Here is a 21,073-nt window from a genome sequence, read left to right on the forward strand (position 1 = left end):
ATGCAGCTTAGGCGCTGACGATCAGCCGATCACTCAGCCCCGCACGACCCGACCTCGAGGAGGGTCCGCCGCGAAGCGGCGGTTCGCGGCCGTCCCGTCGATCAGGCGCCGTTGCGTAGGCGACGAAGGAGCAAGCAACGGTGCCTGATCGACGGGACCCAAGGGGCCGCGAACTCGAGCGCGCCAGCGCTCAGATATCTCAGTACTGGTAGAAACCGGCGCCGGTCTTCTTACCGAGCAAACCTGCTTCCACCATGCGCATGAGCAGCGGCGGCGCGGAGTACAGCGGCTCCTTGAACTCGGCGTACATCGAGTCCGCGATCGACTTCACCGTGTCGAGCCCGACAAGGTCGGTCAGCGCCAGCGGGCCCATCGGGTGGGCACAGCCGAGCACCATGGCCTTGTCGACGTCTTCCTTGGTGGCGAACCCCGACTCGACCATGCGGATGGCCGAGAGCAGGTACGGCACCAGCAGTGCGTTGACGACGAACCCGGAGCGGTCGGCCGACCGGACGACCTGCTTGCCCAGGATGTCGGCGGCGAACGCCTCGGCCCGCCGAGCGACCGGCTCGCTGGTCTTGAGCGTCGTGACCAGCTCCACCAGCGGCAGCACCGGCACCGGGTTGAAGAAGTGCAGACCGACCACGCGCTCGGGATTGGCGGTGGCGACGGCGATCTTCATGATCGGGATGGAGGAGGTGTTGGAGGCGAGCACGGCGTCGGGGTCGGTGACGACCTTGTCCAGCTCGCTGAAGATGGCCGTCTTGACCTCTTCGTTCTCGACAACGGCCTCGACGACCAGCTGACGGTCGGCGAAGTCACTGAGGTCGGAGGTGAAGCGCAGCCGCCAGGCGGCCTGCTCGCGCTCGCGCTCGGTGATCTTGCCGCTGCTGACGCCACGATCGAGCGAGCGCAGGATGCGCGCACGACCGGCGGCGGCCAGTTCACGGGTGGTTTCGTAGACGAGGACGTCGACGTGCGCGCGTGCGCACACTTCCGCGATACCCGCGCCCATCTGTCCGGCGCCGATGATGCCGACGCGCTGAATCTTGTCGCTCACGTCCCACTCCTGTGTCTATTGGCGGCTGGCGCCGCAGGTTTCGGCCCTAAACCCCGGCTCTTCCCTCCCTGCGGGCGCTCCTTCGTCGCACCCTCCGGTCAGTCCAGAGCCGGGGACGGGCCGAAACCGAAACTATGGTTTGGGCCCCACGATATAGGGATGCCCTCCCCTGCCGGGGCTGATCGGCAGGGGAGGGCGTACACCCCTACTGGTGTAGAGGAAATCCGTTGCTAGTCAAAGCAACTCAGTGGAACTGACCCTCTTCGGTCGAGCCCTTGAGGGCCGCGGTCGAGGTGTTGGGGTCAACGGTGGTGGCGATGGTGTCGAAGTAGCCGGCACCGACCTCACGCTGGTGCTTGATGGCGGTGAAGCCACGCTCGGCGGCGGCCTTGAACTCGCGCTCCTGCAGGTCGACGAACGCGGTCATGCCCTCGCGAGCGTAGCCGTGCGCCAGGTCGAACATGCCGTAGTTGAGCGAGTGGAAGCCGGCCAGGGTGATGAACTGGAACTTGAAGCCCATCGCGCCGAGCTCACGCTGGAACTTCGCGATGGTCGCGTCGTCCAGGTGCGCCTTCCAGTTGAACGAAGGCGAGCAGTTGTAGGCCAGCAGCTGGTCCGGGAACTCGCTGCGAACCGACTCGGCGAACTTGCGCGCGACCTCGAGGTCCGGCACGCCGGTCTCCATCCAGATGAGGTCGGCGTAGGGGGCGTAGGCCTTGGCACGCGCGATGCAGGGCTCGATGCCGTTCTTCACACCGAAGAAGCCCTCGGCGGTACGGGTGCCGTCCAGGAACTCACGGTCGCGCTCGTCCACATCGGAGGTGATGAGGGTGGCGGCCTCGGCGTCGGTGCGGGCGATGATCACCGAAGGCACGTCGGCGACGTCGGCGGCCAGACGGGCCGAGGTCAGGGTGCGGATGTGCTGCTGGGTCGGGATCAGCACCTTGCCACCGAGGTGGCCACACTTCTTCTCCGAGGCGAGCTGGTCTTCCCAGTGCACGCCCGCGGCGCCGGCCGCGATCATGGCCTTCTGCAGCTCGTAGGCGTTCAGGGCGCCACCGAAGCCGGCCTCGGCGTCGGCGACGATCGGGGCCAGCCAGTTCTTGACCGAGGTGTCACCCTCGACCTTGGCGATCTCGTCGGCGCGCAGCAGCGCGTTGTTGATGCGACGGACCACCGAGGGGACCGAGTTCGCCGGGTACAGCGACTGGTCGGGGTAGGTGTGGCCGGACAGGTTCGCGTCACCGGCGACCTGCCAACCCGACAGGTAGATGGCCTTCAGGCCGGCGCGAACCTGCTGCACGGCCTGGTTGCCGGTGAGGGCGCCGAGGGAGTTGATGTAGTCCTCGTTGTTCACGAGGTCCCACAGGATCTCCGAACCACGACGCGCGAGGGTGTGCTCCTCGACGACAGTGCCCTGCAGCTTGGAAACCTGCTCGGCGGTGTAGTTGCGGGTAATGCCCTTCCAGCGCGGGTTGGTGTCCCAATCCTGCTGGATTTCCGCAGCGGTCTTCGGGGTGCCGGCAGTCGACATCTCTGACTCCACTTCCTCGGTGTGGTCGGTGCTCCGCGCTGTCCGGCCGTTCAAACAACCGGCGGCTGAACGCTTTCGGTTGCACGGGTCGTACTGCTGAAGCAATTTGCAGGCTTGCTAGGACTAGCTAGGGCCTGAGGGGTGTACTTCCAAACAATGGCATACCCGGAAATAGCCGTCTACCTGTTGGTTGTGTGAATCTCAGCTAGGTTTGCCGCCGCTGTTGCTAACTTTGCGAAATTTGCCCTGTGATTGCAAGCACTGCGGCTACCGATGGGTAGTGCTGACCAGGAGTTTTAGCATAACGCCCGTACTGTTAGCGATCTTCCGCCGGGTGGGTGCCGATGCTCTCGAGCCTTCCAGGCTGTGAGTCGTTTCACACACCACGCCGGGCTTCGATCATGTGCGTGTCGTCACTCCGCAATGCCCGCCCGGCGTGTCACCCCTGTGGCGCACGGGGCAGAATCGGGCTGTCCGACGAAGGGAAGAGGGACCGTGCGCAAGTCGAGGATGCTGACGATCGCGGCGATGGCCGCGCTGACCCTGCTGCCGGCCGTCCCGGCGCACGCCGAACCCACCGGCGGGCAGGTCGTCTCGGTGGAAGCCCTGTCGGCCGCGGCGACGCTGCCGGGTTCGGCCCGCGCCGAACGGTTGATCTACCGCTCGACCACCGCGGGCGACCAGCCGACCACCACCGGTGCCGCCGTGTACTTCCCGCCGGGCGAAGCGCCCGCGGGCGGCTGGCCGGTGATCGCCTGGGCACACGGCACCGTCGGGCTCGGCGACGCCTGCGCATACAGCGTGGCCGGTCCGGCCGCCGTCGAACGCGATTGGGCTTACCTCGGCACCTGGCTGAAGCAGGGCTACGCCGTCGTCGCGGCCGACTACGCCGGTCTCGGTGGTCCGGGCGAGCACCCGTATCTGAACGGCGTGGTGGAAGCGCGCAATGTGGTCGACGCCGTGCGCGCCGCGACCGCGCAATACCCGTCGCTGTCGAACAAGTGGGCCGTTGTCGGCCAGTCGCAGGGCGGCGGCGCCGCGGTGTTCACCGCCCGCTACGCCACCGAGTTCGGCGGTCCCGAACTCGACTACCGCGGTGCCGTCGGCACGGGCGTGCCCGCTTACATCGAGGACGTCATCGGCCTCGTCGGCCCGGGCGTGCCCCCGATCGCCCTGAGCTCGCACCTGACCGCCTACGTCCTGTACATCCTCAGCGGCCTGCGCACCACCTACCCCGACCTCGACATCGACGGCCTGCTCACCGACACCGGCCGCACCTGGCTCGAGCGCGCCCAGACCGCGTGCATCGGCCCCCTCGGCGACGAACTAGCCGCCGCCAAGCCGTCGGTGGGCAGCATGTTCGCCCGCCCGCTGTCGTCCATCCCGAACCTGCGCGGCCTGCTCGGCGAGTACATGGGCCTGCCCGAATCCGGCTACGACCGCCCGCTGCTGCTGGCCCAGGGCCTGCGCGACACCGACGTGGTCACCCCCGCGACCCTGCGCTACTTCGCGGTGCTCGAGGCCAACCGCCAGCCGGTGACCACCCGCACCTACCCCACCGACCACGACGGCACGGTCAACGCCTCACTGGTCGACTCGCTCCCGTTCGTCCGGGACCTGTTCGCCTGATCCGGCCGGATGCGTCGTTCGCCAGTGCTCGGCGATGTCGATGCGGCGCGTGATCCACACGTCCTCGTGGCATTGCACGTGGTCGAGGAAGCGTTCCAGGGCCGCGGTGCGGGCGGGGCGGCCCGCGATGCGGCAGTGCAGGCCGATCGAGAGCATCTTCGGGCTGCCCTCGGTCCCTTCGCGGTACAGCACGTCGAAGGCGTCGCGCAGGTGGGCGTAGAACTCCTCGCCGGTGGCGAAGCCTGCGGGCGAGCAGTAGCGCATGTCGTTGGTGTCGAGGGTGTACGGGACCACGAGGTGCTGCTGCCCGCGCACCGTGGTCCAGTAGGGCAGGTCGTCGGCGTAGGAGTCGGCGTCGTAGACGAAACCGCCGTGCTCGACGACCAATTCGCGGGTGTTGGGTGAGTCGCGGCCGGTGTACCAGCCGCGTGGCGGCTCGCCGGTGAGGTCGGTGAGGATGCGCACGGCTTCGGCCATGTCGGCACGTTCGGTCTCGCGATCCACGAGCTGATACGACTGCCAGCGCAGACCGTGACACGCTATTTCGTGGCCGAGCTCCAGAAAGGCCGCGACCGCTTCGGGATTGCGTTGCATCGCGCGGGCGACCGCGAAAACGGTGAGCGGGATACCGCGCCGTTCGAAGGCGCGCAGTATCCGCCACAGGCCGGCGCGGGAACCGTATTCGTAGAGCGATTCCATGCTCATGTGCCGGTTCGGGAAGGCTTCGGCCGGTGTCATCTCGGACAGGAAGGTTTCCGAATGCGGTGATCCGTCGAGGACGTTGTTCTCCCCGCCCTCTTCGTAATTCAGCACGAATTGCACCGCGATCCGGGCGCCGCCGGGCCACCGCGGGTCCGGCGGAGTGCGGCCGTAGCCGATGAAGTCGCGTGGCCCGGTCATGCGGACAGCTCGCCGTAGAGTCGCAGGCGTGCCAGGCCGCCGTCGGGATAGATGTCGAGGCGAACCTCTTCGACCGACGCACCGGCGGGCGTGAGGGCGAACCGGTGGCGGGTGTCGGGGAGCAGGTCGGTGCGCGGCATGATCTCGACTTCGGTTCCGTCGCTGGTGAAGCCGGTGAGCGAGGCGGCACCGGGGCTGTTGCCGAGGAAGCAGGAGGTGTCGATCTCGGCGAGCCGGATGGCGCCGGGGCCCGCGAGTTTGATACGCACCCAGTCGTTTCCGTCGTCGCGGCGGCGCGCGGTTTCCCAGCCGTCGCCCATGACGCGCGCCTGGCCGGGGTAGAGCAGTTGGTTGGGTGAGCTGTAGAAGCGGTTGGAGCAGTCCAGGACCAGGGCGCCGTTCTCGAGGGCGGCCAAGTCGAGTGGGCCGAGGCCGAGCAGGGCCGGGTCGGGCCTGCCCTCGCCGTGGACCCGCAGCCGGGCGACGCCGCCGTCGGGGTGCATGGTGAGTTTGACGTGGGTCCACCGGTTTTCGTCGTCGACGGTGAACGGAGTCCGGCAGTCGCCCGCGACCTTCACGCGGTCGAGCAGCGGCACCCAGTCGGTGCGTTCGGCGATCTGCTCGGCGGTGGGGTAACCGTCGATCGCCAGCGCCGAGACCGACACCTCGGGCGGGTAGTTGCCCTTGAACCAGGCGGTGTCCACCACGATGCCGCGGATCACGCCCGGCACGCCGAGGCGGACGATGGCCGCGTCGTCACCGGGCTTGCCGCGGTGGCGGCGGGTTTCCCAACCGTCGTAGATCTGCCCTTTGTGCCCGAATGTCGCGGGCCGGTATTCGGCCGGTCCGGGGTTGACGAGGTTTTCCTTCTCGGCGAAGAACTCGTCGTTCGCCCAGATCACCGACCCGCCGAGCGGCCGGACCGCCAGGTCGGGCAGGTGGGTGAAGTCGTCGGTCATCGGGCCTCCCGTGCTTCGGCATTTTCTCGGCTCGACCACCGGCGGGTCATCAGGTCGACGAGTGTCTGCTCGGTGAGTTCCGGTGCCCGGGTGAGCAACTCGTCATCGCTGACCGCACCGCAGCGCAGGGCGCGCACCACCGTGGTCGACAGGGCTTCGGCGGTGGCCGGTTCGTCGACCACCCCTTCCTGGCCGCGACCGAGGTAGGCCTGCAGGCGTGGGACGGCCACATCGGTGGCGGTACGGAAGAAGTTGTGCGTAGCCAGCCAGCGGGTGACCAGGTGGCCGGGATGCATGTCCCAGCCCTGGTAGTAGCCGCGGCGCAGGGCACGTTCCACCAGGCGGTAGTGGTTGGTGAAAGCGAATTCGGGGTCGTTGCCCGGCACGATCTGGGTGGAGCCGTCGCAGATCCACACACCGGTCTGGGCGGCGGCGACCTGCATCACCGTTTTGGCGTGGTCCGCGGCCGGATGGTCGAGCGCCTGGTCGGTGGCGGCGATTCCACAGGCGGCGGTGTAGTCGTAGGTGCCGAAATGCAGTGCACTGCAACGATTGTCGGACAGGGCGAGCATGCGGGCGATGGGGGCTGTGCCGTCGGGCGCGATGATCGCCTGCGGGCTTTCGATCTGCAGTTCGAAGCGCAGGGTGTGGTCGGGAAGTCCGTGGGCGCGTTCGATGCCGGAGCAGATGTCGACAATGGCCGAGACCTGTTCGGCCGCCCTGATTTTCGGAACGGTGAAGAGGAACCCGGGTAAAACGTCGGCGACGCCGTCGAGCACCAATTCCAGTGTTCGTAGCGCTCGCCTGCGTTCGTCCTTGGCCAGTCCCTTGATCCGGATCCCGAACGAACCGGGTGCGCCCGGCTTTTCGGCCATCGATGCCAAGGTCTTTCCCGCTGCTGTCGCGGCGGCGTCTTCCACATCGTCGGCGCGGAAACCGTATCCGTCCTCGAAATCTATCCGCAGGTCCTGCACCGGTCGAGCGGACAGGCCGACCCGGACCGCGGGAAGGGAATCGGTGGTGTCGAGACCGGCGAGGAAGTCGGCGTGGCGATCCAGCAGTTCCAGCGCGGTGGCACCCCATTCCACCGGGGTGTCGGCGGTGGCACGATCGGCGGGGACATACACCGTGTGCACCGGTTGGATCCGCGTCCCCTGGCCGGGATATCGCAGCCGCAGCTCCGCGTCGACGGAATCGAGGACTGCGTCGACGCGTGCCCGGATGTGTTCGGGCAGTCGGGTATTCACTCGGCCGTTCCTTTCCTCGCGAGCCGCCAGATCCGGTCGGCGGTCATCGGTAATCGGTCGGGTCTGACATCGATGGCGTCGCGGATCGCGTTCGCCAGGGCCGGGGCCACCGGGTTGTAGGGTGACTCACTCATCGATTTGGCACCGAGCGGGCCGAGCGCGTCACTGGTTTCGGCGAAATACACCTCCGTGCGTGGCAGGTCCGCGAATTGCGGTACGTGGTAGTGCCGCAGGGTGCGGGTGGTCACCACACCCGCGTCGGTGCGCATGTCCTCGTAGAGCGCAGTCCCGATGGCCTGCGCGACACCACCTTCCACCTGACCGCGCAACTGCACCGGATTCAGCACGGTGCCCGCGTCGGCCACCTGGATCGACTGCAGAATCCGCACCTCACCCGTCACGGGACGCACGGCTACCCGGAACGCGTGCACGTTGAAACTCACCGAACGCGGTGTGCCCGAATGGGTCCCATGGGCTATGAGGTCCCCGTCGGCGAGGAGTTGTGCGGCGGTGACGAGTTCGTCCCCGCAGCGCACACCACCCGCCTCCAGCACGCAATCCCGCTCGGGATGGCCGCTCACCTTGGCCGCGCGCGCCAGCATCATCGCGTGCAGTTCCAGTGCGGCGGCATAGGACGCCTTGCCCGCGACCATGGTGCCGGTCGAACCGAAAGCACCGGTGTCGTGCCCGACGAGGTCGGTGTCGGATTGGCGGATCACGATCCGGTCGGCGGATGTCGCCAGGGCGGTCGCGGCCAACTGGGCGTGGACGGTGGTTGTTCCGTTGCCGAATTCCGCTGTGCCCACATTCATCTCGTAGCGACCGTCGACGAGTAGGCGCGCCGTCGCGTCGGCGTGATGGCCGCGTGGAGGAACAGTCGCGATCATCGCCACGGCCATTCCTTCTCCCACCCGCCAGTCCGGGCCGGGCGCTTTGGCACCGTTGCCGCGATGCAGCGCTCGCTGGGCGGTGTCGAGGCACTGATCCAGGCCGTAACTACCGAACGTGAGGTCGCTTTCGTCGACTTCGGCGCCGGTGAACCGGTCGCCCGGAACAACCACATTGCGCCTGCGGAAATCGAACGGGTCGACGCCGATTCGCCGGGCCAGTTCGTCGATGGCGGATTCCACGCCGAAGATCACCTGACCGAGCCCGTAACCACGGAAGGCGCCGGAGGGAATGTTGTTGGTGTAGACCGCTTGCGCGTCGACCTTTTTGTTCGGACACCGGTAGACGGCCACCGATTCGCCCACGGAATGGAACAGCACACCCGCACTGTGGTTGCCGTAGGCACCCGCGTCGGCGAGCACGTCGACCGACAACGCGGTGAGCAGCCCATTCCTGTCGGCGGCGGCAGTGACCTCCACCCGCATCGGGTGACGGCAAGTGGCAGAGGTGAATTCGTCGGTCCGCGTGAATTCGTATTGCACCGGATGCCCGGTGCGCAGGACGGCGAGCGCGATGAGGTCTTCGACAAGCATCTCCTGTTTGGCGCCGAACCCGCCGCCGACCCGGGCCGCGAATACCCGCACCCCGTCGCGGTCGAGCCCGAACAGGTGGCACAGTTCGTCGCGAACCAGAAACGGGACCTGGGTGCTGGTGCGTAGTACGAGCCTGCCGTCGTCGTCGAGCCAGCCGATTCCGCCGTGCGTTTCCAGGTGCACGTGCTGCACGCGCGGCGAATACCAGACACCACGGACAACATGCGCCGCTTCTTCGGTACCCCGATCGAAATCACCGACACCACCGTGTATTTCCGCGATCACGTTGCGTTGCGGGTCGGCGATACGCGCGGAATCCGGCTTGTCCCCGTGCAGCTTGGGCGCGTCGTCTCCGAGCGCCTCCGTCGGCTCGAACACAGCGGGCAGAACGTCGTACTCCACCCGCAACGCCCGCACCCCCGCCCGCGCCGCATCGAGGGTCTCCCCCACCACCGCCGCGACGCGCTGCCCGACGAAACGCACCGTGCGATCGAGGACGAAGGTGTCGTCGGGATCGTCCTCCCGGAATTCGTGCCGTGCCGTGGAAAATGCCACCCCCGGCGCGTCTGCCGCCGTCAGCACCGCCCGGACGCCGGGCACGGCCGACGCCTCCGCGATGTCTATCGACACCACCCGCGCATGCGCGTGCGGACTGCTCAACACGGCGAGATGCCAAGGCGCCACCCCCGGCCCCCGCTCGTCCCCCACCCCGATATCGAACGTGAAAGCCTCGCCGCCCCGCACCACCCGCTCCCCGGCGGGCGCTGCGACACCCTTTCCGACCTGCCCCGGCCCGAACTTCTCGTCCCGCACCCGCTCTGCGACCGCGCTCACCTCGCGGCGCGCCACCGCAGGCCCCTCCCCCGCGGACGCCGTCGTCACACCTCCGGCACTCCGCCGATGCCCATCGTGCGGGCGCACGGAGGAGGCATCGGCAGGTACTCCAACTCGTGCTTCCACACCGGGAGGCTGTCCAAGGGCGGCATCACCAGGCACTCCGACTCGTGCCTCCATACCGGGGGGCTGTTCAAGGGCGGCATCGCCAGGCACTCCAACTCGTGCTTCCACACCGGGAGGCGGTTCAGGGGTGGCCTCACGAGTTGTGCACAGTGGTGCACACGCGGTGAGGGCGTCGGTGATGGCTCGGTAACCCGTGCAGCGGCACAGGTTTCCTTTCATCAACTCCGCGCGCTCATCCTCGGTGATTTCCGAATCGGTGCGGTCGCGGAGTAATCCGGTGGCGGTGACGACCATTCCGGCGGTGCAGAAGCCGCATTGGAACGCGGCATTGTCGACGAAACCGCGCTGCACAGTATTCGGTTCGGCTTCGCCGGAAAGACCGGCGGCGGTGGTGACGGTTCTGTCGGCAACGCGGTGGGCGGGGATCAGGCAGGAGTGGACCGGGGCGCCGTCGAGCAGGACCGAGCAGGCGCCGCAGTCGCCGGAATCGCAGCCCTTCTTCACCGCGAGAGTGCCCTGCTCCCGCAGGAGGGTTCGCAGGCACTGCCCCGGCCTGGGCGCCGTTTCGACGACGCGGCCGTCGACTTCTAGCCGCACGGTCCACCTCCCTCGTACCGAATCGCCGGCTCGGGGACGCCATCGACGCTCGTCGCCGCGTTCACGACCGACTCTCCGCCAGTTCGGCGACAACCTCGGTCGCCAGCAAACGGGTGACGTGCCTGCGCCAGTCCGGTGCGCCGTGTGGATCGTCGAACCAAGTGTTCGGTGGGATCTCGGCGAGCGCGGAGGTCAGCTCGTCCACGCTCGGCGGTCCGTCGAAATCCAGGACGACAGGTCGGGTCGTCGCCGCCGTGATCGTCAGAGCGCAGGCATCCGCTGTCCGCCTGCCCATCACAACGGAACCGGAACGCCCGAGCGGAGCCAACGCGATCTTGCGAAAACTGGTGCGCGCGTGAAGGTTACGCAGCGGAACGACAAAGGAGCGGATCACCGATCCCGGCGGCAACACATTCATTCCAGGACCGGTGACGAAGTGTCGCAACGCGATTCGCCGTTCACCACCCTCGTGCGGCCACACCACCGCGTCAGCGTCGAGGGCGACCAGCGCACCGAGTACGGCGCCGGCGGGCAGGGAAAGGCATACGTTTCCGCCGACCGTGGCCGTGCGCCAGATCTTGTGCGAGGCGAGCAGAGCCCTGCACGCCTGCGCGAACAATTCCGTCCCCGGCCAATCCGGCCGCAGGGTCTTCGACCCGAGTTCACGACCGGGACGCGCACCGGCAAACTCGGCGAGCGTGCAGGTCGCGGCGATTTCCAGGCCCTCGCTGGTCTCGACGAGCGGCGACCAGCCCAGCGTGGTGATGTCGATCAGCCGGTCGAGGTGATCGTGCGGTTCGGAATAGAGGAAGGTCCCGCCGGCCAGCACCGCGCTCCCCGCACCGACCTGCGCCAAATCGGCGCGCCGGCGAGCGAGCACCACCTCCCGCACGGTATCCAGATCCACATCCACCTCGCTTACCTCACCAGCCACACTAGGGGCGGCGAGTTGCCACGATGTTGCGCGACACCCACTCGAGATTGCGCCGCGGTAAACCCGATATCCACCCTCCAGTGTGCCCCTCCACCCACGTTCCGCACCTGGTCACCCGATCCCCACGCCGTGGTGGCGGCATCGGCCGAGTAGGTCCCGCCACCACAGCGTGGTGATCTCGATCGGGCGTCCCGGGAATCAGGTTCCGGCGAGGAGGGTGGCCTGGGCCTGGGCGACATCGGCGCCGACGGCCGCTTCGTCGACCGTGGTGACCACACCGTCGCGGACCACCTCGCGACCGTTCACGAACAGGGCAGCCAAAGGCGGTGCGGAGCCGAGGATCAGGGCGACGACCGGGTCTTCGATGCCCGCGTGGGCGGGGGTGTCGAGGCGCCAGAGCGCGAGGTCGGCGAGCTTTCCGGGTTCGATCGAGCCGATGTCGTCGGCCCGGCCGAGGACACGGGCACCGCCCATGGTGGCGAGTTCGAGTGCCCCACGCACCGTCATGGCCTGCGGGCCGCCGACGGCTCGGGCGTAGAGGAGGGCGTTGCGTGGCTCCTCGATCAGCGAGCTCGACTCGTTGCTGGTCGCGCCGTCGACGCCGAGCCCGACGGGAATGCCCGCCGCGACCAGGTCGGCGGTGCGGGCGATGCCCGCGCCGAGGCGGCCGTTGGAAGTCGGGCAGTGGGCGATGCCGGTGCCGGTGCGGGCCATCGCCGAGATCGCGTGGTCGTCGAGGTGCACGCCGTGCGCGTACCAGACGTCGTCGCCGAGCCAGCCGAGCCGTTCCATGTACTCGGTGGGCGTGCAGTCGAAGTTCTCGCGGCAGAAGTCCAGCTCGTCGACGGTTTCGGCGAGGTGGGTGTGCAACCGCACCCCCGCCGAGCGCGCCAGGGCGGCCGATTCGCGCATCAGGTCGGCGGTCACCGAGAACGGGGAACAGGGCGCGAGGCCGATGCGCACCATGGCGTCGGGCGCGGGGTCGTGCCACTGCTCGATCGCGGTGGTGCTCGCGGCGAGGATGTCGTCGATGGACTCGACCACGTCGTCGGGCGGCAGTCCACCCTTGCTCTGCCCGAGGTCCATCGACCCGCGCGTGGGATGGAAGCGCAACCCCACCTCGGCGGCGGCCGCGATCTCGGCGGCGAGCAGGTCACCACCGCCGTGCGGGAACAGGTAGTGGTGGTCGGCGGAGGTGGTGCACCCGGTACGGGCCAGCGACACCAGCGCGCCGGTCGCGGCCACCCGCACCGACTTCTCGTCGATCCGCGCCCACACCGGGTACAGGGTTTTCAGCCATTCGAACAGGGTGCTGTCGGCGGCGAGCCCACGGGTGATCCACTGGTAGAGGTGGTGATGGGTGTTCACCAATCCTGGCGTGAGCAAACAACCCCGCCCGTCGATCCGCGCGGTCTGAGCCCCGAACGCCGGTGCCCTGCCTTCCCCGAGCGCTTCGATCCTGTTGCCACGCACCGAGACCCACCCGCGCCGATATTCGGTCCCGGACGCATCGACAGTGACTACCGCACACCCGTCGACAACCAGATCCGGCGCGCTCATGCTGACCAAGCCGTTCCGGCATCGGGTGCGTCCGCGCGCTGCAAGGTCGCGTGGATCGAACCGTAGGGGCGATCGGCGGCCCAGAACACCTCACCTTTGTTCTCGATATCGAAGCGGTCGAGGTCGTAGTCGAAGTGGTGTTTGTTCGGGGCCGAGAGGCGGATCTCGGCGAGTATCGGAAAACGCTCCAGCACAGCGGTTCCCATTGCGTAGAGGGTCTGCTGCAGTGCACGGGAATAGGTGGTGGCGAACAGTTCCAGCAGGGTGGCGCGAATCCCGGCGAACACCTCGTCCCAGTCGATGCCGTCGATTTCGGCGAATCGCCAGTGCACGTCGAGGGAGGTGGCCAGGACGCGATCGTTCGTGGGCGCCAGAGTGGTGTATTCGTCCACGAGGAAGTCGGCGAATTCCGAACCGGTCGACTTGAGCAGCACGAGATCCTTGATCCCGCCGATCAGCCAGGTCCCCGCATCGGCGGCCGTCACGGCGACGGTGCGCACCTCAGGCCCTTGTCGCACCCAGGTGTGATCGTGTTCGGCACCGTTGATCGAAACGCGCTGCCAGCCAAACGATTCGACATCCACGCGAGCACTGCTCACCGGCTCGACGGTCTCGTGGAAATGCCTCGCCAACGCGATCGCGTAATCCTCGACGGTGTCGAGACCGACCTTCTTCGCGAAGGCGAACGCCGTGTTCTTCTGCGTATCGGTCGGCAGCACCTGCCGCTGATCGCCCTCGGTATAGGCCGCCTCGAAGTCACCCCGCAGCGTGGTCGTGACATTCACATCGCGGATCTCGTGGCGCGCGTTCTCCTTGTAGAACCGCACCACCCGGTTCTCGGCCTTGCCGTATCGGTTGTCGGTCAACATGATCGGGCCGGTCAGTGCCACGGCTCAACTCCCTCGGTAGGTCGAATAGGCGAACGGCGAAAGCAGCAGCGGCACATGCAGATGCGCTTGCTCGCCGACGGTGAAAGCGATACAGACCTCCGGGTAGAACGTCTCGACGCCCTGGGCCGCGAAGTAACTGCCGGTATCGAAGTACAACTGGTATTCGCCCGGATTAAGCCCGGCGGCAAGCTCTTTCACTCGCCCGTCGGCATCGGTCAATGCCTCGGTGAGCCGCAACTCACCACGCATCAACCACACGGCGACCCCCTCGGCGGGGACTCCGCGTACGGCATCGAGCACATGCGTGCTCAGCCCGGTCATGACGCCACCAGCTGTGTCAGGCGCAGCCGATTGATCTTCGCCAATTCGTCTCGCATAACCCGCCTTTCGGTCGTCGGATCGTTGTCCAGTCGCGCCCGCAGCACGGCGAGCAGTTCCTCGCCGCTACGGCCCGCCGCGCACACCAGGTAGATGTGCCCGAACTTCTCCTCGTAGGCCCGGTTGCCCTCGGACAACCGGGCCCGCACGTCGTCGCCGGAGACACCGGACTGCTCGTGCGCGGCCGCGCCGGTGGCGCGCTCACCGATGCGGGGATGCCCGGCGAGCGCGGCGTCGATATCGGCCTCGTCGAGCGCGTCGAGGGCCGCGTCGGCGGCATCGAGCAGCGACACGACGCTGACGTAGGGCCGGGCGGCAGCGATGGCCCGCGCCCAGCGCGGTGACGAGCAACAGGCAAGCAATGCCTGCTCAGCGGCATCGTCGGGCAACGAGTTGAAGCCCGCGAGTCCGATCGCTTCCCTAGTCATCGCTCCAGCATCTCCCCGATACCGGCGGCCCGCCACTCGAGCCGACCGCCGACGTACCCGTGTCGTCGCTCGCGCGCTCCCCGGCCGTAATCGACCGGCAACATTGCGCCGTTACCTTCACCTGCATGCCCCGGATCGAAGCGCTCACGCACGACTCGTGCGCGGGCATCGTCCTCGCGGCGGGCGCCGGAACCCGGTACGGCAAACCCAAGGCACTCGCCGAAAACGGCGCCTGGCTCACCGCCGCGATCACCGCCTTGCGCGACGGCGGCTGCGACCCGGTGATCGTGCTGCTCGGCGCCACCGGCCCCGACCCGGCGGCGCTGAACCTGCCACCCGGCACTCGGTGGCACTGGGTCGCCGACTGGGCCACCGGACTGTCGGCGACGGTGCGCGCGGGGTTGGCCGAGGCGGCGCGGGCGGGCACCCGATACGTGGCCTTCCGCCCCGTCGACACTCCCGATATCGGTGCCGAAGTGGTGGCCCGAGTGCTCGCCGCGGCTCGCGAGAATGAGAGCGGTCTGGCTCGTAGTGTGTTCCACGACACTCCGGGCCATCCAGTTGTGATAGAGAACAAGCACTGGGAAGCCATTTACGCTGCCGCCGTTGGGGATGCGGGGGCAGGTTCCTATTTGGGCACCCGACAGGATATGGTGTGCGTCACGTGCGACGACTTGGCGACAGGGGCCGATCGCGATTTCCCGGAAGTCGGCGCACGGTGATCGGAGATTTGAGATATGCGCGATATCGTCGATGACCTTCTGCGAGTGTGGCATTCGGGCGCTACCGGTGGCCTGGCAACGGTAGTCCGCACCATCGGAACCAGCTCACTGCCGATCGGTTCGGCAATGCTCGTCACCCCCAACGGCGGAGTCTTCGGCTCCATCGCGTCGGGCAGGCTGGAAGAAACCGTGTACGAGGCGGCGATGGAAGCCGCGCGCACCGGTATCCGGCAACTACGTCGCTACAGCACACTCACCGGGCTGGAATCGTCCTCCGACGACGGCACCCTCGTCGACATCTTCGTCGAACCGTTCTCCTGCCGCGATTTCCCCGAATTCCCCACCGTCGCCGCCGACATTCAGGCCCATCGCCGGGTCACCGTGTTCACCGTGGTGTGGAACCAGGATCCCGACGTCATCGGCCAGCACCTGATCACCGACCGCAAACACGCCACCGAGCTGGTCGCCCTGCCCGAGTCGGACCTGTTCGTCGCCTCCTACTGCCCGCCGCCGCGCCTGCTCATCTTCGGCGCCAACGCCTACGCCGCCACTCTGTCCGCCCAGGCGCGGATGATCGGCTACCGGGTGAGCATCTGCGATTCGCGCCCCGAGTTCGCCGACCCGGCGTCGTTCCCCGGCGCCGAGGTGGTCGTCGACTGGCCGCACCGCTACCTGAACACGCTGTCCGCCGCGGGCGAAATCGACAGCAGCACAGGCATCGTCGTGCTCGCCAACGAGCCGCGCTTCGAGATTCCCCTGCTCACCGTTGCCCTTCGCCTGCCCGAACTCGGCTACCTCGCGGCCCTCGGCACCCCCGCCGACCAGGCCCGTCGCCTCGACGACCTGCGCGCGGGCGGCTTCGACGAGCCCACCCTGTCCCGGCTGCACGTCCCCGCCGGGCTGGAAACGGGCCCACGCACCCCCGCCGAAACCGCCGTCTTCATCACCGCCGACTTCCTCGCCTCGCGCGCAGGCCTGCGCCTGGCCGCCCACCGAGACTTCGGCAACTCCACCTCGGTGGGCATGGCTATCTAGATTGCGGCCGGCGACCTATTTGAGGGAGGGGTTCTCCGCGTAGATCTCGCGGAGGATCGACAGGTCGAAGAGCTGGTCTGCCTTGATGTCGATCTCGGCAGTGCGCAGGGCGGCGATGTTCTGCTCGATCAGGGCGTCGGACATGGTGAGCAGGCCGTCGGTGCGGGTGGCGGCCGAGACGACCAGGTCGTTCTGGGCGGTGGCCTCCTTGATCTGTTCGTCGAGGGAGAGTTCGAGGTCCTTGCCGTAGACCTCGACCGCCAGGCGGGCCGACTCGGCGGGGTCGGCGACGGCGTCCTTCCAGCCCTTGATCTGGGCGGCGAGGAAGGCTTTGAGCTTGTCGCGTTCGTTGTCGATGGTCGACTGGGCGACGGTCAGGGTCTCGGCCACCAGCGGTAGGCCGAAGTCGGCGAAGAGGAAGTGGTCGTTGGCGAAACCTTTGGCGGCCAAGGTGATCGGCTCGTTGGTCACGTAGCTCACCCAGCCGTCCACCTCGCCGTTGGCCAGCGGGGTCGGGTCGAACTGGGCGGGTACCACGGTCACCTCGCCGGGGGCGATGCCGTTGGCGGCCAGCAGGGCGCTGAAGATGAGCTGGTTGGTGTCCTGCACACCGATCTTGCGGCCCTTCATCTCCGCCGGGGATTTGATCGGCTTGCCCGCGGCGCTGACGATCGCGAAGGGGTTCTTCTGGTACGTGGCGCCGACGATCTTGGCGGGCAAACCCTCCAGCACGGCGGGCGCGGTGGTCTGCGGGGCCGACAGGCCGATCCATACCTTCCCGGTGTCGAGACCGGCCTCGACGGAGGTACTCGCCGCACCACCCGCGATGAGATCTACCGTTCCGAATCCCGCTTCCTTGAAATACCCGCGCGAATCGGCGAAATACTCGCCCGCGAATTCGATGTTCTTGATCCAGGACAACTGCACCGCGACCTTGCCGTATTTCGAGCCGTCGTCGGTGGAACCGGAAGTCGCCGAACCACCCCCGCAGGCGGCGAGCACGCTCGCACCGCCGATAGCGGCGCCGGTGAGCGCGGAAAAGCGAAGGAAACTACGGCGGTCGATACTGTTCATACGCAGACGCTAGATTCGCCGCGTTTCGTTTTCTTTGCCGCCAGGTTCCGCGACTATTCTTTCCGCCTTACCCCAAATCGGGCGAGCACCAGGTTCTCGATCACCCCGACCAGCGCGTACAGCAGCACCGACACCACGGTGACGACCACGATCGATGCCCACAGTCGGTTGTACTGGAACATCGGAATGGCGCGAACCAGGGCGGCACCCAAACCTGTTCCGCTGCCGAGCCATTCACCGAGCAGCGCACCGATCAGGGCGCCGGGCACCGATACTCGCGCGGCGGCGAAGATCGACGGCAGCGCGGCGGGCACCGCGACCATCCGCAGCCCGGTCCACCGCGAGCCGCCGTATACCGTCACCAATTCCATTGCCTGCCTCGGTGCTTCACGCAGGCCGGTCATGATCATGACCAGCGCGGGAAAGAACACGACGATGGCCGTCAGCACCGTCACGCCCGTCGTCCCACGGCCGAACACCAGCACCACGATGGGGCTCAGCGCCACCAACGGCACCGACCGCAGCAGCATCGCCACCGGCATGAAGGTCTGTCGCACAGCTGAATACAGCACGAACAGCGCCGCGACTCCCATCGCACCGACCATGCCGACGGTGAACCCGACGGCGGCATCGGCCAGGGTGATCGCGAGATCGTCGAGGATCGCCTGCCGGGCCGTCGGCGCACCCGGCGAGGTGACCAGGTAGGCCCAGATGTCCGAGGGCGTCTTGCCGACCCGCGGGCCGATCTGCGGGAACGCCCGAAGGAACAACGTCCAGATCACGAGCAGCAGAAGCAGCGAGGTGACCAGCGGGAACAGGAACCGGCCGAGGCCGCGCAGCACCGTCATCGTTTCTCCTCCGCACTCGTCCACGGCGCGACCACCCGGGCCAGCAACGCGATCAGCACATAGCCGAGCCCGGCCAGAGCCGCTGCGGCCAAGGCCATCCCCCAGGTGCGCGGCACGTTGTAGGCGGTCTGCGCCGCGGTGAGCGCCACCCCGATCCCGCTGTCCACACCGCCGAGGTACTCACCGATGATCGCGCCGAGCACCGCCGACGGCGCCGCGATCTTCAACGCGGCGAACGTATTCGGCAGTGCCGCAACGGCTTGCACGCGGTAGAGCTGCTGCCATCGGCCGCCGCCGTAGGCGCGCACCAGGTCCAGGCTCGCCGGGTCGGCCGAGCGCAACCCGCTCACCGCGCCGACCATCGTGGTGAAGAAGCAGTACATCGCGGCCAGGAACACCGTCGGCGTGCGCCCGCCGAACACCACGAGGATGATCGGACCGAGCGCGACCAGCGGCGTGCAGTAACTCAGAATGGCGAGCTGGGTGGCCAGCGGTTCGACGCGCGGCACCAGCATGATCGTCACCGCGATCCCGATCGCGAGGGCGTTGCCCCAGAGGAAGCCGCGCAGCGCACCACCCGCGGTGACCTGGAAGTTCGGCCCGTACAGCGCCCACCCGTCCGACCACATGGTCGAGAGCACCTGCCACGGCGTCGGCACCGTTCCCCCCGCGACGCCCGCGGCGGCGAGCACCCACCAGCACACGATCAACGCCGTCACACCGAGCGCGCCGGCGAACCGCGCACCACCGACCCACAGGCGCCCACCCAGCGCCGAGCGCACGCCGGTAACCGAGGTCGTCATGCCACACCCGCCCGCCCGAACAGCAGCTCCGACAGGTAGTCGTGCAGCTTGTGGAATTCGGGCGTGCGCATCATCTCCGGCGTGCGAGGCCGCGGTAGGTCGATCTCGACCAGTTCGAGCGCCCGGCCCGGTCGCGGGCTCAGCACCGCGACCACATCGGACAGGAACACCGCCTCGCCGATGCCGTGGGTCACCATCAGCGTCGTCGCGGGCTTCTCGGTCCAGATCCGCAGCAGTTCCAGGTTCAGCCGCTGTCGGGTCATGTCGTCCAGCGCGCCGAACGGTTCGTCGAGCAGCAGCACCGACGGTTCGACCACCAGCGCCCGGGCGATGGATACCCGCTGACGCATCCCACCCGACAACTGCGCGGGCTTGGCCTTCTCGAACCCCTCCAGCCCGACCAGCGCGACCAGTTCCGCGATCCGCTCCCGGTCCACGGGCAGCCCCGCCACCTGCAAAGGCAGCGCGATATTCGACACGACACTGCGCCACGGCAGCAGCGCCGAATCCTGGAACGCGATCCCCAGCTCGTGTGAACCGCGCAACTGCGCCGGGGTCTGGCCGTTGATCCGCGCGGTCCCCGCGCTCGGTTCGTCGAGGCCGGCCAGGATCCGCAGCACGGTCGACTTCCCACAGCCCGACGGCCCGAGCAACGACAGGAACGCGCCGTCGGCGGTGTGCAGGTCGACCGAATCCAAAGCGTGCACGGTGTCGCGCCCCACCCGGAACGACTTGGATAATCCGCTGACCTCTATACCCATGGCGTCACCCTAAGAGCGCCCGGTTTCCCCGATATTTCCGATTCACCGGCGGTTATTGCGCGACCGTTAAGTCCACAGATTGGGACTCGTAACAGTTTCACTCTCGGGGAGGACATAAGATACCGGAGGATCTGACAGCCTCGTCGCCACCGGGCGTATACCCGGTGCGCGGGGACCAACTGCGATGACGGCGCCGACACGGCCCGTGGACTGGAACCGACTGTTCGATGAAACTTTCTGCACTACGAAATGTCGCCGCGCTGCGCACGACGGCCGTGGCCCTGACCGCCGCCATGTCGGTGGCGGCGCTCGCCGGTGGCGCCTCGGCCGAGCCGGAGAAGGCCTCCTCGGTGACCTCGGTCGTCAAGGAAGGACGCACCTGGCACCTGAAGGTGTACTCGGCGGCGATGAAGAAAGACATCACCATCGACGTGCAGCGCCCCGTCGACGAGTCGCAGCCCGCGCCCAACTTCTACATGCTCAACGGCCTCGACGCCGGTGAGGGCACCGCGAGCTGGGCCGCGCAGACCAACGCGCTCGGGTTCCTCGCCGACAAGCAGGTCAATGTCATCCAGCCCATCGGTGGTCGCGGCAGCTACTACACCGACTGGAAGCAGGAAGACCCCAAGCTGGGTCTGAACAAGTGGAAGACCTTCTTCACCGAAGAGCTCCCGCCGCTGCTCGACAGCACCCTCAACTCGACCGGCCTGAACGCGCTGGCCGGCCTGTCCACCTCCGGCACCTCGGTGCTGCAGCTGGCCGAGGCCAAGCCGGGCCTGTTCAAGTCGGTGGCCGCCTACAGCGGTTGCGCGCAGATCGCCGACCCGCTGGGCAAGCAGGCCGTCAAGTTCTCGGTGGAGACCTGGGCGGGCGGCAAGACCGCCAACATGTACGGCGCCGACAACGATCCGGCCTGGGTGGAGAACGACCCGGTCATCAACGCCGAGAAGCTGCGCGGCACCAACCTCTACATCTCCAGCGGTAGCGGCATGCCGTCCAACGCCGACGTCGAGTACTACCTCAGCAACGCCCCCGGCCCGATGGGTGCGATCAACCTCGGCCTCGGTGTCGGCATCGAGGCGGCGACCAACGCCTGCAGCCAGAACCTGAAGGCCAAGCTGGATTCGCTGAACATCCCGGCGACTTACCAGTTCACCCCGATGGGCACCCACTACTGGCCCTACTGGGAGCAGGCGCTGCACGATTCGTGGCCGCTGCTCGCCCAGGGTATGGGTATCTGATTCGCGGTAAGTGTCGAAACGGGAGGCGTCCT

The 21,073-nt window shown here is 67.7% G+C and carries 18 protein-coding genes and 2 pseudogenes; 4 read left to right on the forward strand and 16 right to left on the reverse strand.

All coding sequences use genetic code 11. The features are described 5' to 3' along the window. Positions 1–199 precede the first annotated feature (199 nt). A complete protein-coding gene (locus tag ACWEVR_RS08525; RefSeq protein ID WP_452466366.1) occupies positions 200–1,060 on the reverse strand; it encodes a 3-hydroxybutyryl-CoA dehydrogenase in 861 nt (286 codons plus the stop codon). Between the two features lie 244 nt (positions 1,061–1,304). Next, positions 1,305–2,594 carry an isocitrate lyase gene (aceA, locus tag ACWEVR_RS08530; RefSeq protein WP_067484780.1) on the reverse strand — a complete coding sequence of 430 codons (1,290 nt, stop codon included), beginning with the start codon at positions 2,592–2,594 and terminating at the stop codon, positions 1,305–1,307. A 528-nt stretch (positions 2,595–3,122) separates the two neighbouring features. Between aceA and ACWEVR_RS08535 the strand changes: the two genes are divergently transcribed. Continuing rightward, complete coding sequence (locus ACWEVR_RS08535) at positions 3,123–4,223, forward strand: alpha/beta hydrolase (protein WP_452466529.1); 1,101 nt, start codon at positions 3,123–3,125, stop codon at positions 4,221–4,223. Here ACWEVR_RS08535 and puuE read toward each other — a convergent pair. The 10 genes and pseudogenes from puuE to uraD form a co-directional block, all read right to left on the reverse strand. Further along, positions 4,179–5,123 (reverse strand): allantoinase PuuE, encoded by a 945-nt coding sequence (gene puuE, locus ACWEVR_RS08540; protein WP_452466367.1) that lies wholly within the window; start codon positions 5,121–5,123, stop codon positions 4,179–4,181. The genes ACWEVR_RS08535 and puuE overlap by 45 nt on opposite strands. Continuing rightward, complete coding sequence (alc, locus tag ACWEVR_RS08545; protein WP_452466368.1) at positions 5,120–6,082, reverse strand: allantoicase; 963 nt, start codon at positions 6,080–6,082, stop codon at positions 5,120–5,122. Before alc ends, puuE begins: the two co-directional genes overlap by 4 nt. Further along, a complete protein-coding gene (locus tag ACWEVR_RS08550; RefSeq protein ID WP_452466369.1) occupies positions 6,079–7,329 on the reverse strand; it encodes a DUF6986 family protein in 1,251 nt (416 codons plus the stop codon). Before ACWEVR_RS08550 ends, alc begins: the two co-directional genes overlap by 4 nt. Beyond that, positions 7,326–9,623: pseudogene (locus ACWEVR_RS08555) on the reverse strand (xanthine dehydrogenase family protein molybdopterin-binding subunit); the annotation flags it as partial. The gene ACWEVR_RS08550 and the pseudogene ACWEVR_RS08555, both read right to left, overlap by 4 nt. A 285-nt stretch (positions 9,624–9,908) precedes the next feature. Next, positions 9,909–10,367, reverse strand: a pseudogene (locus ACWEVR_RS08560) ((2Fe-2S)-binding protein); the annotation flags it as partial. 61 nt (positions 10,368–10,428) lie between these two features. Then, positions 10,429–11,274 (reverse strand): FAD binding domain-containing protein, encoded by an 846-nt coding sequence (locus tag ACWEVR_RS08565; RefSeq protein ID WP_452466530.1) that lies wholly within the window; start codon positions 11,272–11,274, stop codon positions 10,429–10,431. A gap of 225 nt (positions 11,275–11,499) precedes the next feature. Continuing rightward, positions 11,500–12,861, reverse strand: a complete 1,362-nt coding sequence (locus ACWEVR_RS08570) for an 8-oxoguanine deaminase (protein ID WP_452466370.1) — start codon at positions 12,859–12,861, stop codon at positions 11,500–11,502. Then, on the reverse strand, positions 12,858–13,730 hold the full coding sequence (gene pucL / locus ACWEVR_RS08575; RefSeq protein ID WP_452466531.1) for a factor-independent urate hydroxylase: 873 nt from the start codon (positions 13,728–13,730) through the stop codon (positions 12,858–12,860). Before pucL ends, ACWEVR_RS08570 begins: the two co-directional genes overlap by 4 nt. A gap of 24 nt (positions 13,731–13,754) precedes the next feature. Beyond that, complete coding sequence (uraH, locus tag ACWEVR_RS08580; RefSeq protein WP_067484762.1) at positions 13,755–14,072, reverse strand: hydroxyisourate hydrolase; 318 nt, start codon at positions 14,070–14,072, stop codon at positions 13,755–13,757. Beyond that, on the reverse strand, positions 14,069–14,557 hold the full coding sequence (gene uraD / locus ACWEVR_RS08585; protein WP_452466371.1) for a 2-oxo-4-hydroxy-4-carboxy-5-ureidoimidazoline decarboxylase: 489 nt from the start codon (positions 14,555–14,557) through the stop codon (positions 14,069–14,071). Before uraD ends, uraH begins: the two co-directional genes overlap by 4 nt. Before the next feature lie 125 nt (positions 14,558–14,682). Here uraD and ACWEVR_RS08590 point away from each other — a divergent pair, with 125 nt between their 5' ends. Beyond that, positions 14,683–15,279, forward strand: coding sequence for a nucleotidyltransferase family protein (locus ACWEVR_RS08590; RefSeq protein ID WP_452466372.1), 597 nt, complete (start codon positions 14,683–14,685; stop codon positions 15,277–15,279). Between the two features lie 15 nt (positions 15,280–15,294). Next, entirely contained in the window at positions 15,295–16,314 is a 1,020-nt protein-coding gene (locus ACWEVR_RS08595; protein WP_452466373.1) for an XdhC family protein, read from the forward strand. Positions 16,315–16,329: 15 nt separating this feature from the next. Here ACWEVR_RS08595 and ACWEVR_RS08600 read toward each other — a convergent pair whose 3' ends face one another. The 4 genes from ACWEVR_RS08600 to ACWEVR_RS08615 are packed head-to-tail and all read right to left on the reverse strand — an operon-like array spanning position 16,330 to position 19,800. Beyond that, complete coding sequence (locus tag ACWEVR_RS08600; RefSeq protein WP_452466374.1) at positions 16,330–17,388, reverse strand: ABC transporter substrate-binding protein; 1,059 nt, start codon at positions 17,386–17,388, stop codon at positions 16,330–16,332. 53 nt (positions 17,389–17,441) lie between these two features. Further along, positions 17,442–18,236, reverse strand: a complete 795-nt coding sequence (locus ACWEVR_RS08605; RefSeq protein WP_452466375.1) for an ABC transporter permease — start codon at positions 18,234–18,236, stop codon at positions 17,442–17,444. After that, positions 18,233–19,039: an ABC transporter permease gene (locus tag ACWEVR_RS08610; protein ID WP_452466376.1), complete on the reverse strand. Its 807-nt coding sequence runs from the start codon at positions 19,037–19,039 to the stop codon at positions 18,233–18,235. The genes ACWEVR_RS08605 and ACWEVR_RS08610 overlap by 4 nt, the downstream gene beginning before the upstream one ends. Then, positions 19,036–19,800 carry an ABC transporter ATP-binding protein gene (locus ACWEVR_RS08615; protein WP_452466377.1) on the reverse strand — a complete coding sequence of 255 codons (765 nt, stop codon included), beginning with the start codon at positions 19,798–19,800 and terminating at the stop codon, positions 19,036–19,038. Before ACWEVR_RS08615 ends, ACWEVR_RS08610 begins: the two co-directional genes overlap by 4 nt. A gap of 227 nt (positions 19,801–20,027) precedes the next feature. On the opposite strand from ACWEVR_RS08615, the gene ACWEVR_RS08620 reads away from it, so the two are divergent. Then, positions 20,028–21,041: an alpha/beta hydrolase gene (locus ACWEVR_RS08620; RefSeq protein ID WP_067641965.1), complete on the forward strand. Its 1,014-nt coding sequence runs from the start codon at positions 20,028–20,030 to the stop codon at positions 21,039–21,041. Positions 21,042–21,073 lie beyond the last annotated feature (32 nt).

The organism is Nocardia sp. NPDC003979 (assembly GCF_053605015.1).

What these genes read in the sequence shown, in the direction of transcription:
- aceA (WP_067484780.1), bottom strand. Translation starts at nt 2,594, where the DNA reads ATGTCGACTGCCGGCACCCCGAAGACCGCTGCGGAAATCCAGCAGGAT.
- ACWEVR_RS08535 (WP_452466529.1), top strand. Translation starts at nt 3,123, where the DNA reads ATGGCCGCGCTGACCCTGCTGCCGGCCGTCCCGGCGCACGCCGAACCC.
- puuE (WP_452466367.1), bottom strand. Translation starts at nt 5,123, where the DNA reads ATGACCGGGCCACGCGACTTCATCGGCTACGGCCGCACTCCGCCGGAC.
- alc (WP_452466368.1), bottom strand. Translation starts at nt 6,082, where the DNA reads ATGACCGACGACTTCACCCACCTGCCCGACCTGGCGGTCCGGCCGCTC.
- ACWEVR_RS08570 (WP_452466370.1), bottom strand. Translation starts at nt 12,861, where the DNA reads ATGAGCGCGCCGGATCTGGTTGTCGACGGGTGTGCGGTAGTCACTGTC.
- pucL (WP_452466531.1), bottom strand. Translation starts at nt 13,730, where the DNA reads ATGTTGACCGACAACCGATACGGCAAGGCCGAGAACCGGGTGGTGCGG.
- uraH (WP_067484762.1), bottom strand. Translation starts at nt 14,072, where the DNA reads ATGACCGGGCTGAGCACGCATGTGCTCGATGCCGTACGCGGAGTCCCC.
- uraD (WP_452466371.1), bottom strand. Translation starts at nt 14,557, where the DNA reads ATGACTAGGGAAGCGATCGGACTCGCGGGCTTCAACTCGTTGCCCGAC.
- ACWEVR_RS08590 (WP_452466372.1), top strand. Translation starts at nt 14,683, where the DNA reads ATGCCCCGGATCGAAGCGCTCACGCACGACTCGTGCGCGGGCATCGTC.
- ACWEVR_RS08595 (WP_452466373.1), top strand. Translation starts at nt 15,295, where the DNA reads ATGCGCGATATCGTCGATGACCTTCTGCGAGTGTGGCATTCGGGCGCT.
- ACWEVR_RS08600 (WP_452466374.1), bottom strand. Translation starts at nt 17,388, where the DNA reads ATGAACAGTATCGACCGCCGTAGTTTCCTTCGCTTTTCCGCGCTCACC.
- ACWEVR_RS08605 (WP_452466375.1), bottom strand. Translation starts at nt 18,236, where the DNA reads ATGACGGTGCTGCGCGGCCTCGGCCGGTTCCTGTTCCCGCTGGTCACC.
- ACWEVR_RS08610 (WP_452466376.1), bottom strand. Translation starts at nt 19,039, where the DNA reads ATGACGACCTCGGTTACCGGCGTGCGCTCGGCGCTGGGTGGGCGCCTG.
- ACWEVR_RS08615 (WP_452466377.1), bottom strand. Translation starts at nt 19,800, where the DNA reads ATGGGTATAGAGGTCAGCGGATTATCCAAGTCGTTCCGGGTGGGGCGC.
- ACWEVR_RS08620 (WP_067641965.1), top strand. Translation starts at nt 20,028, where the DNA reads ATGAAACTTTCTGCACTACGAAATGTCGCCGCGCTGCGCACGACGGCC.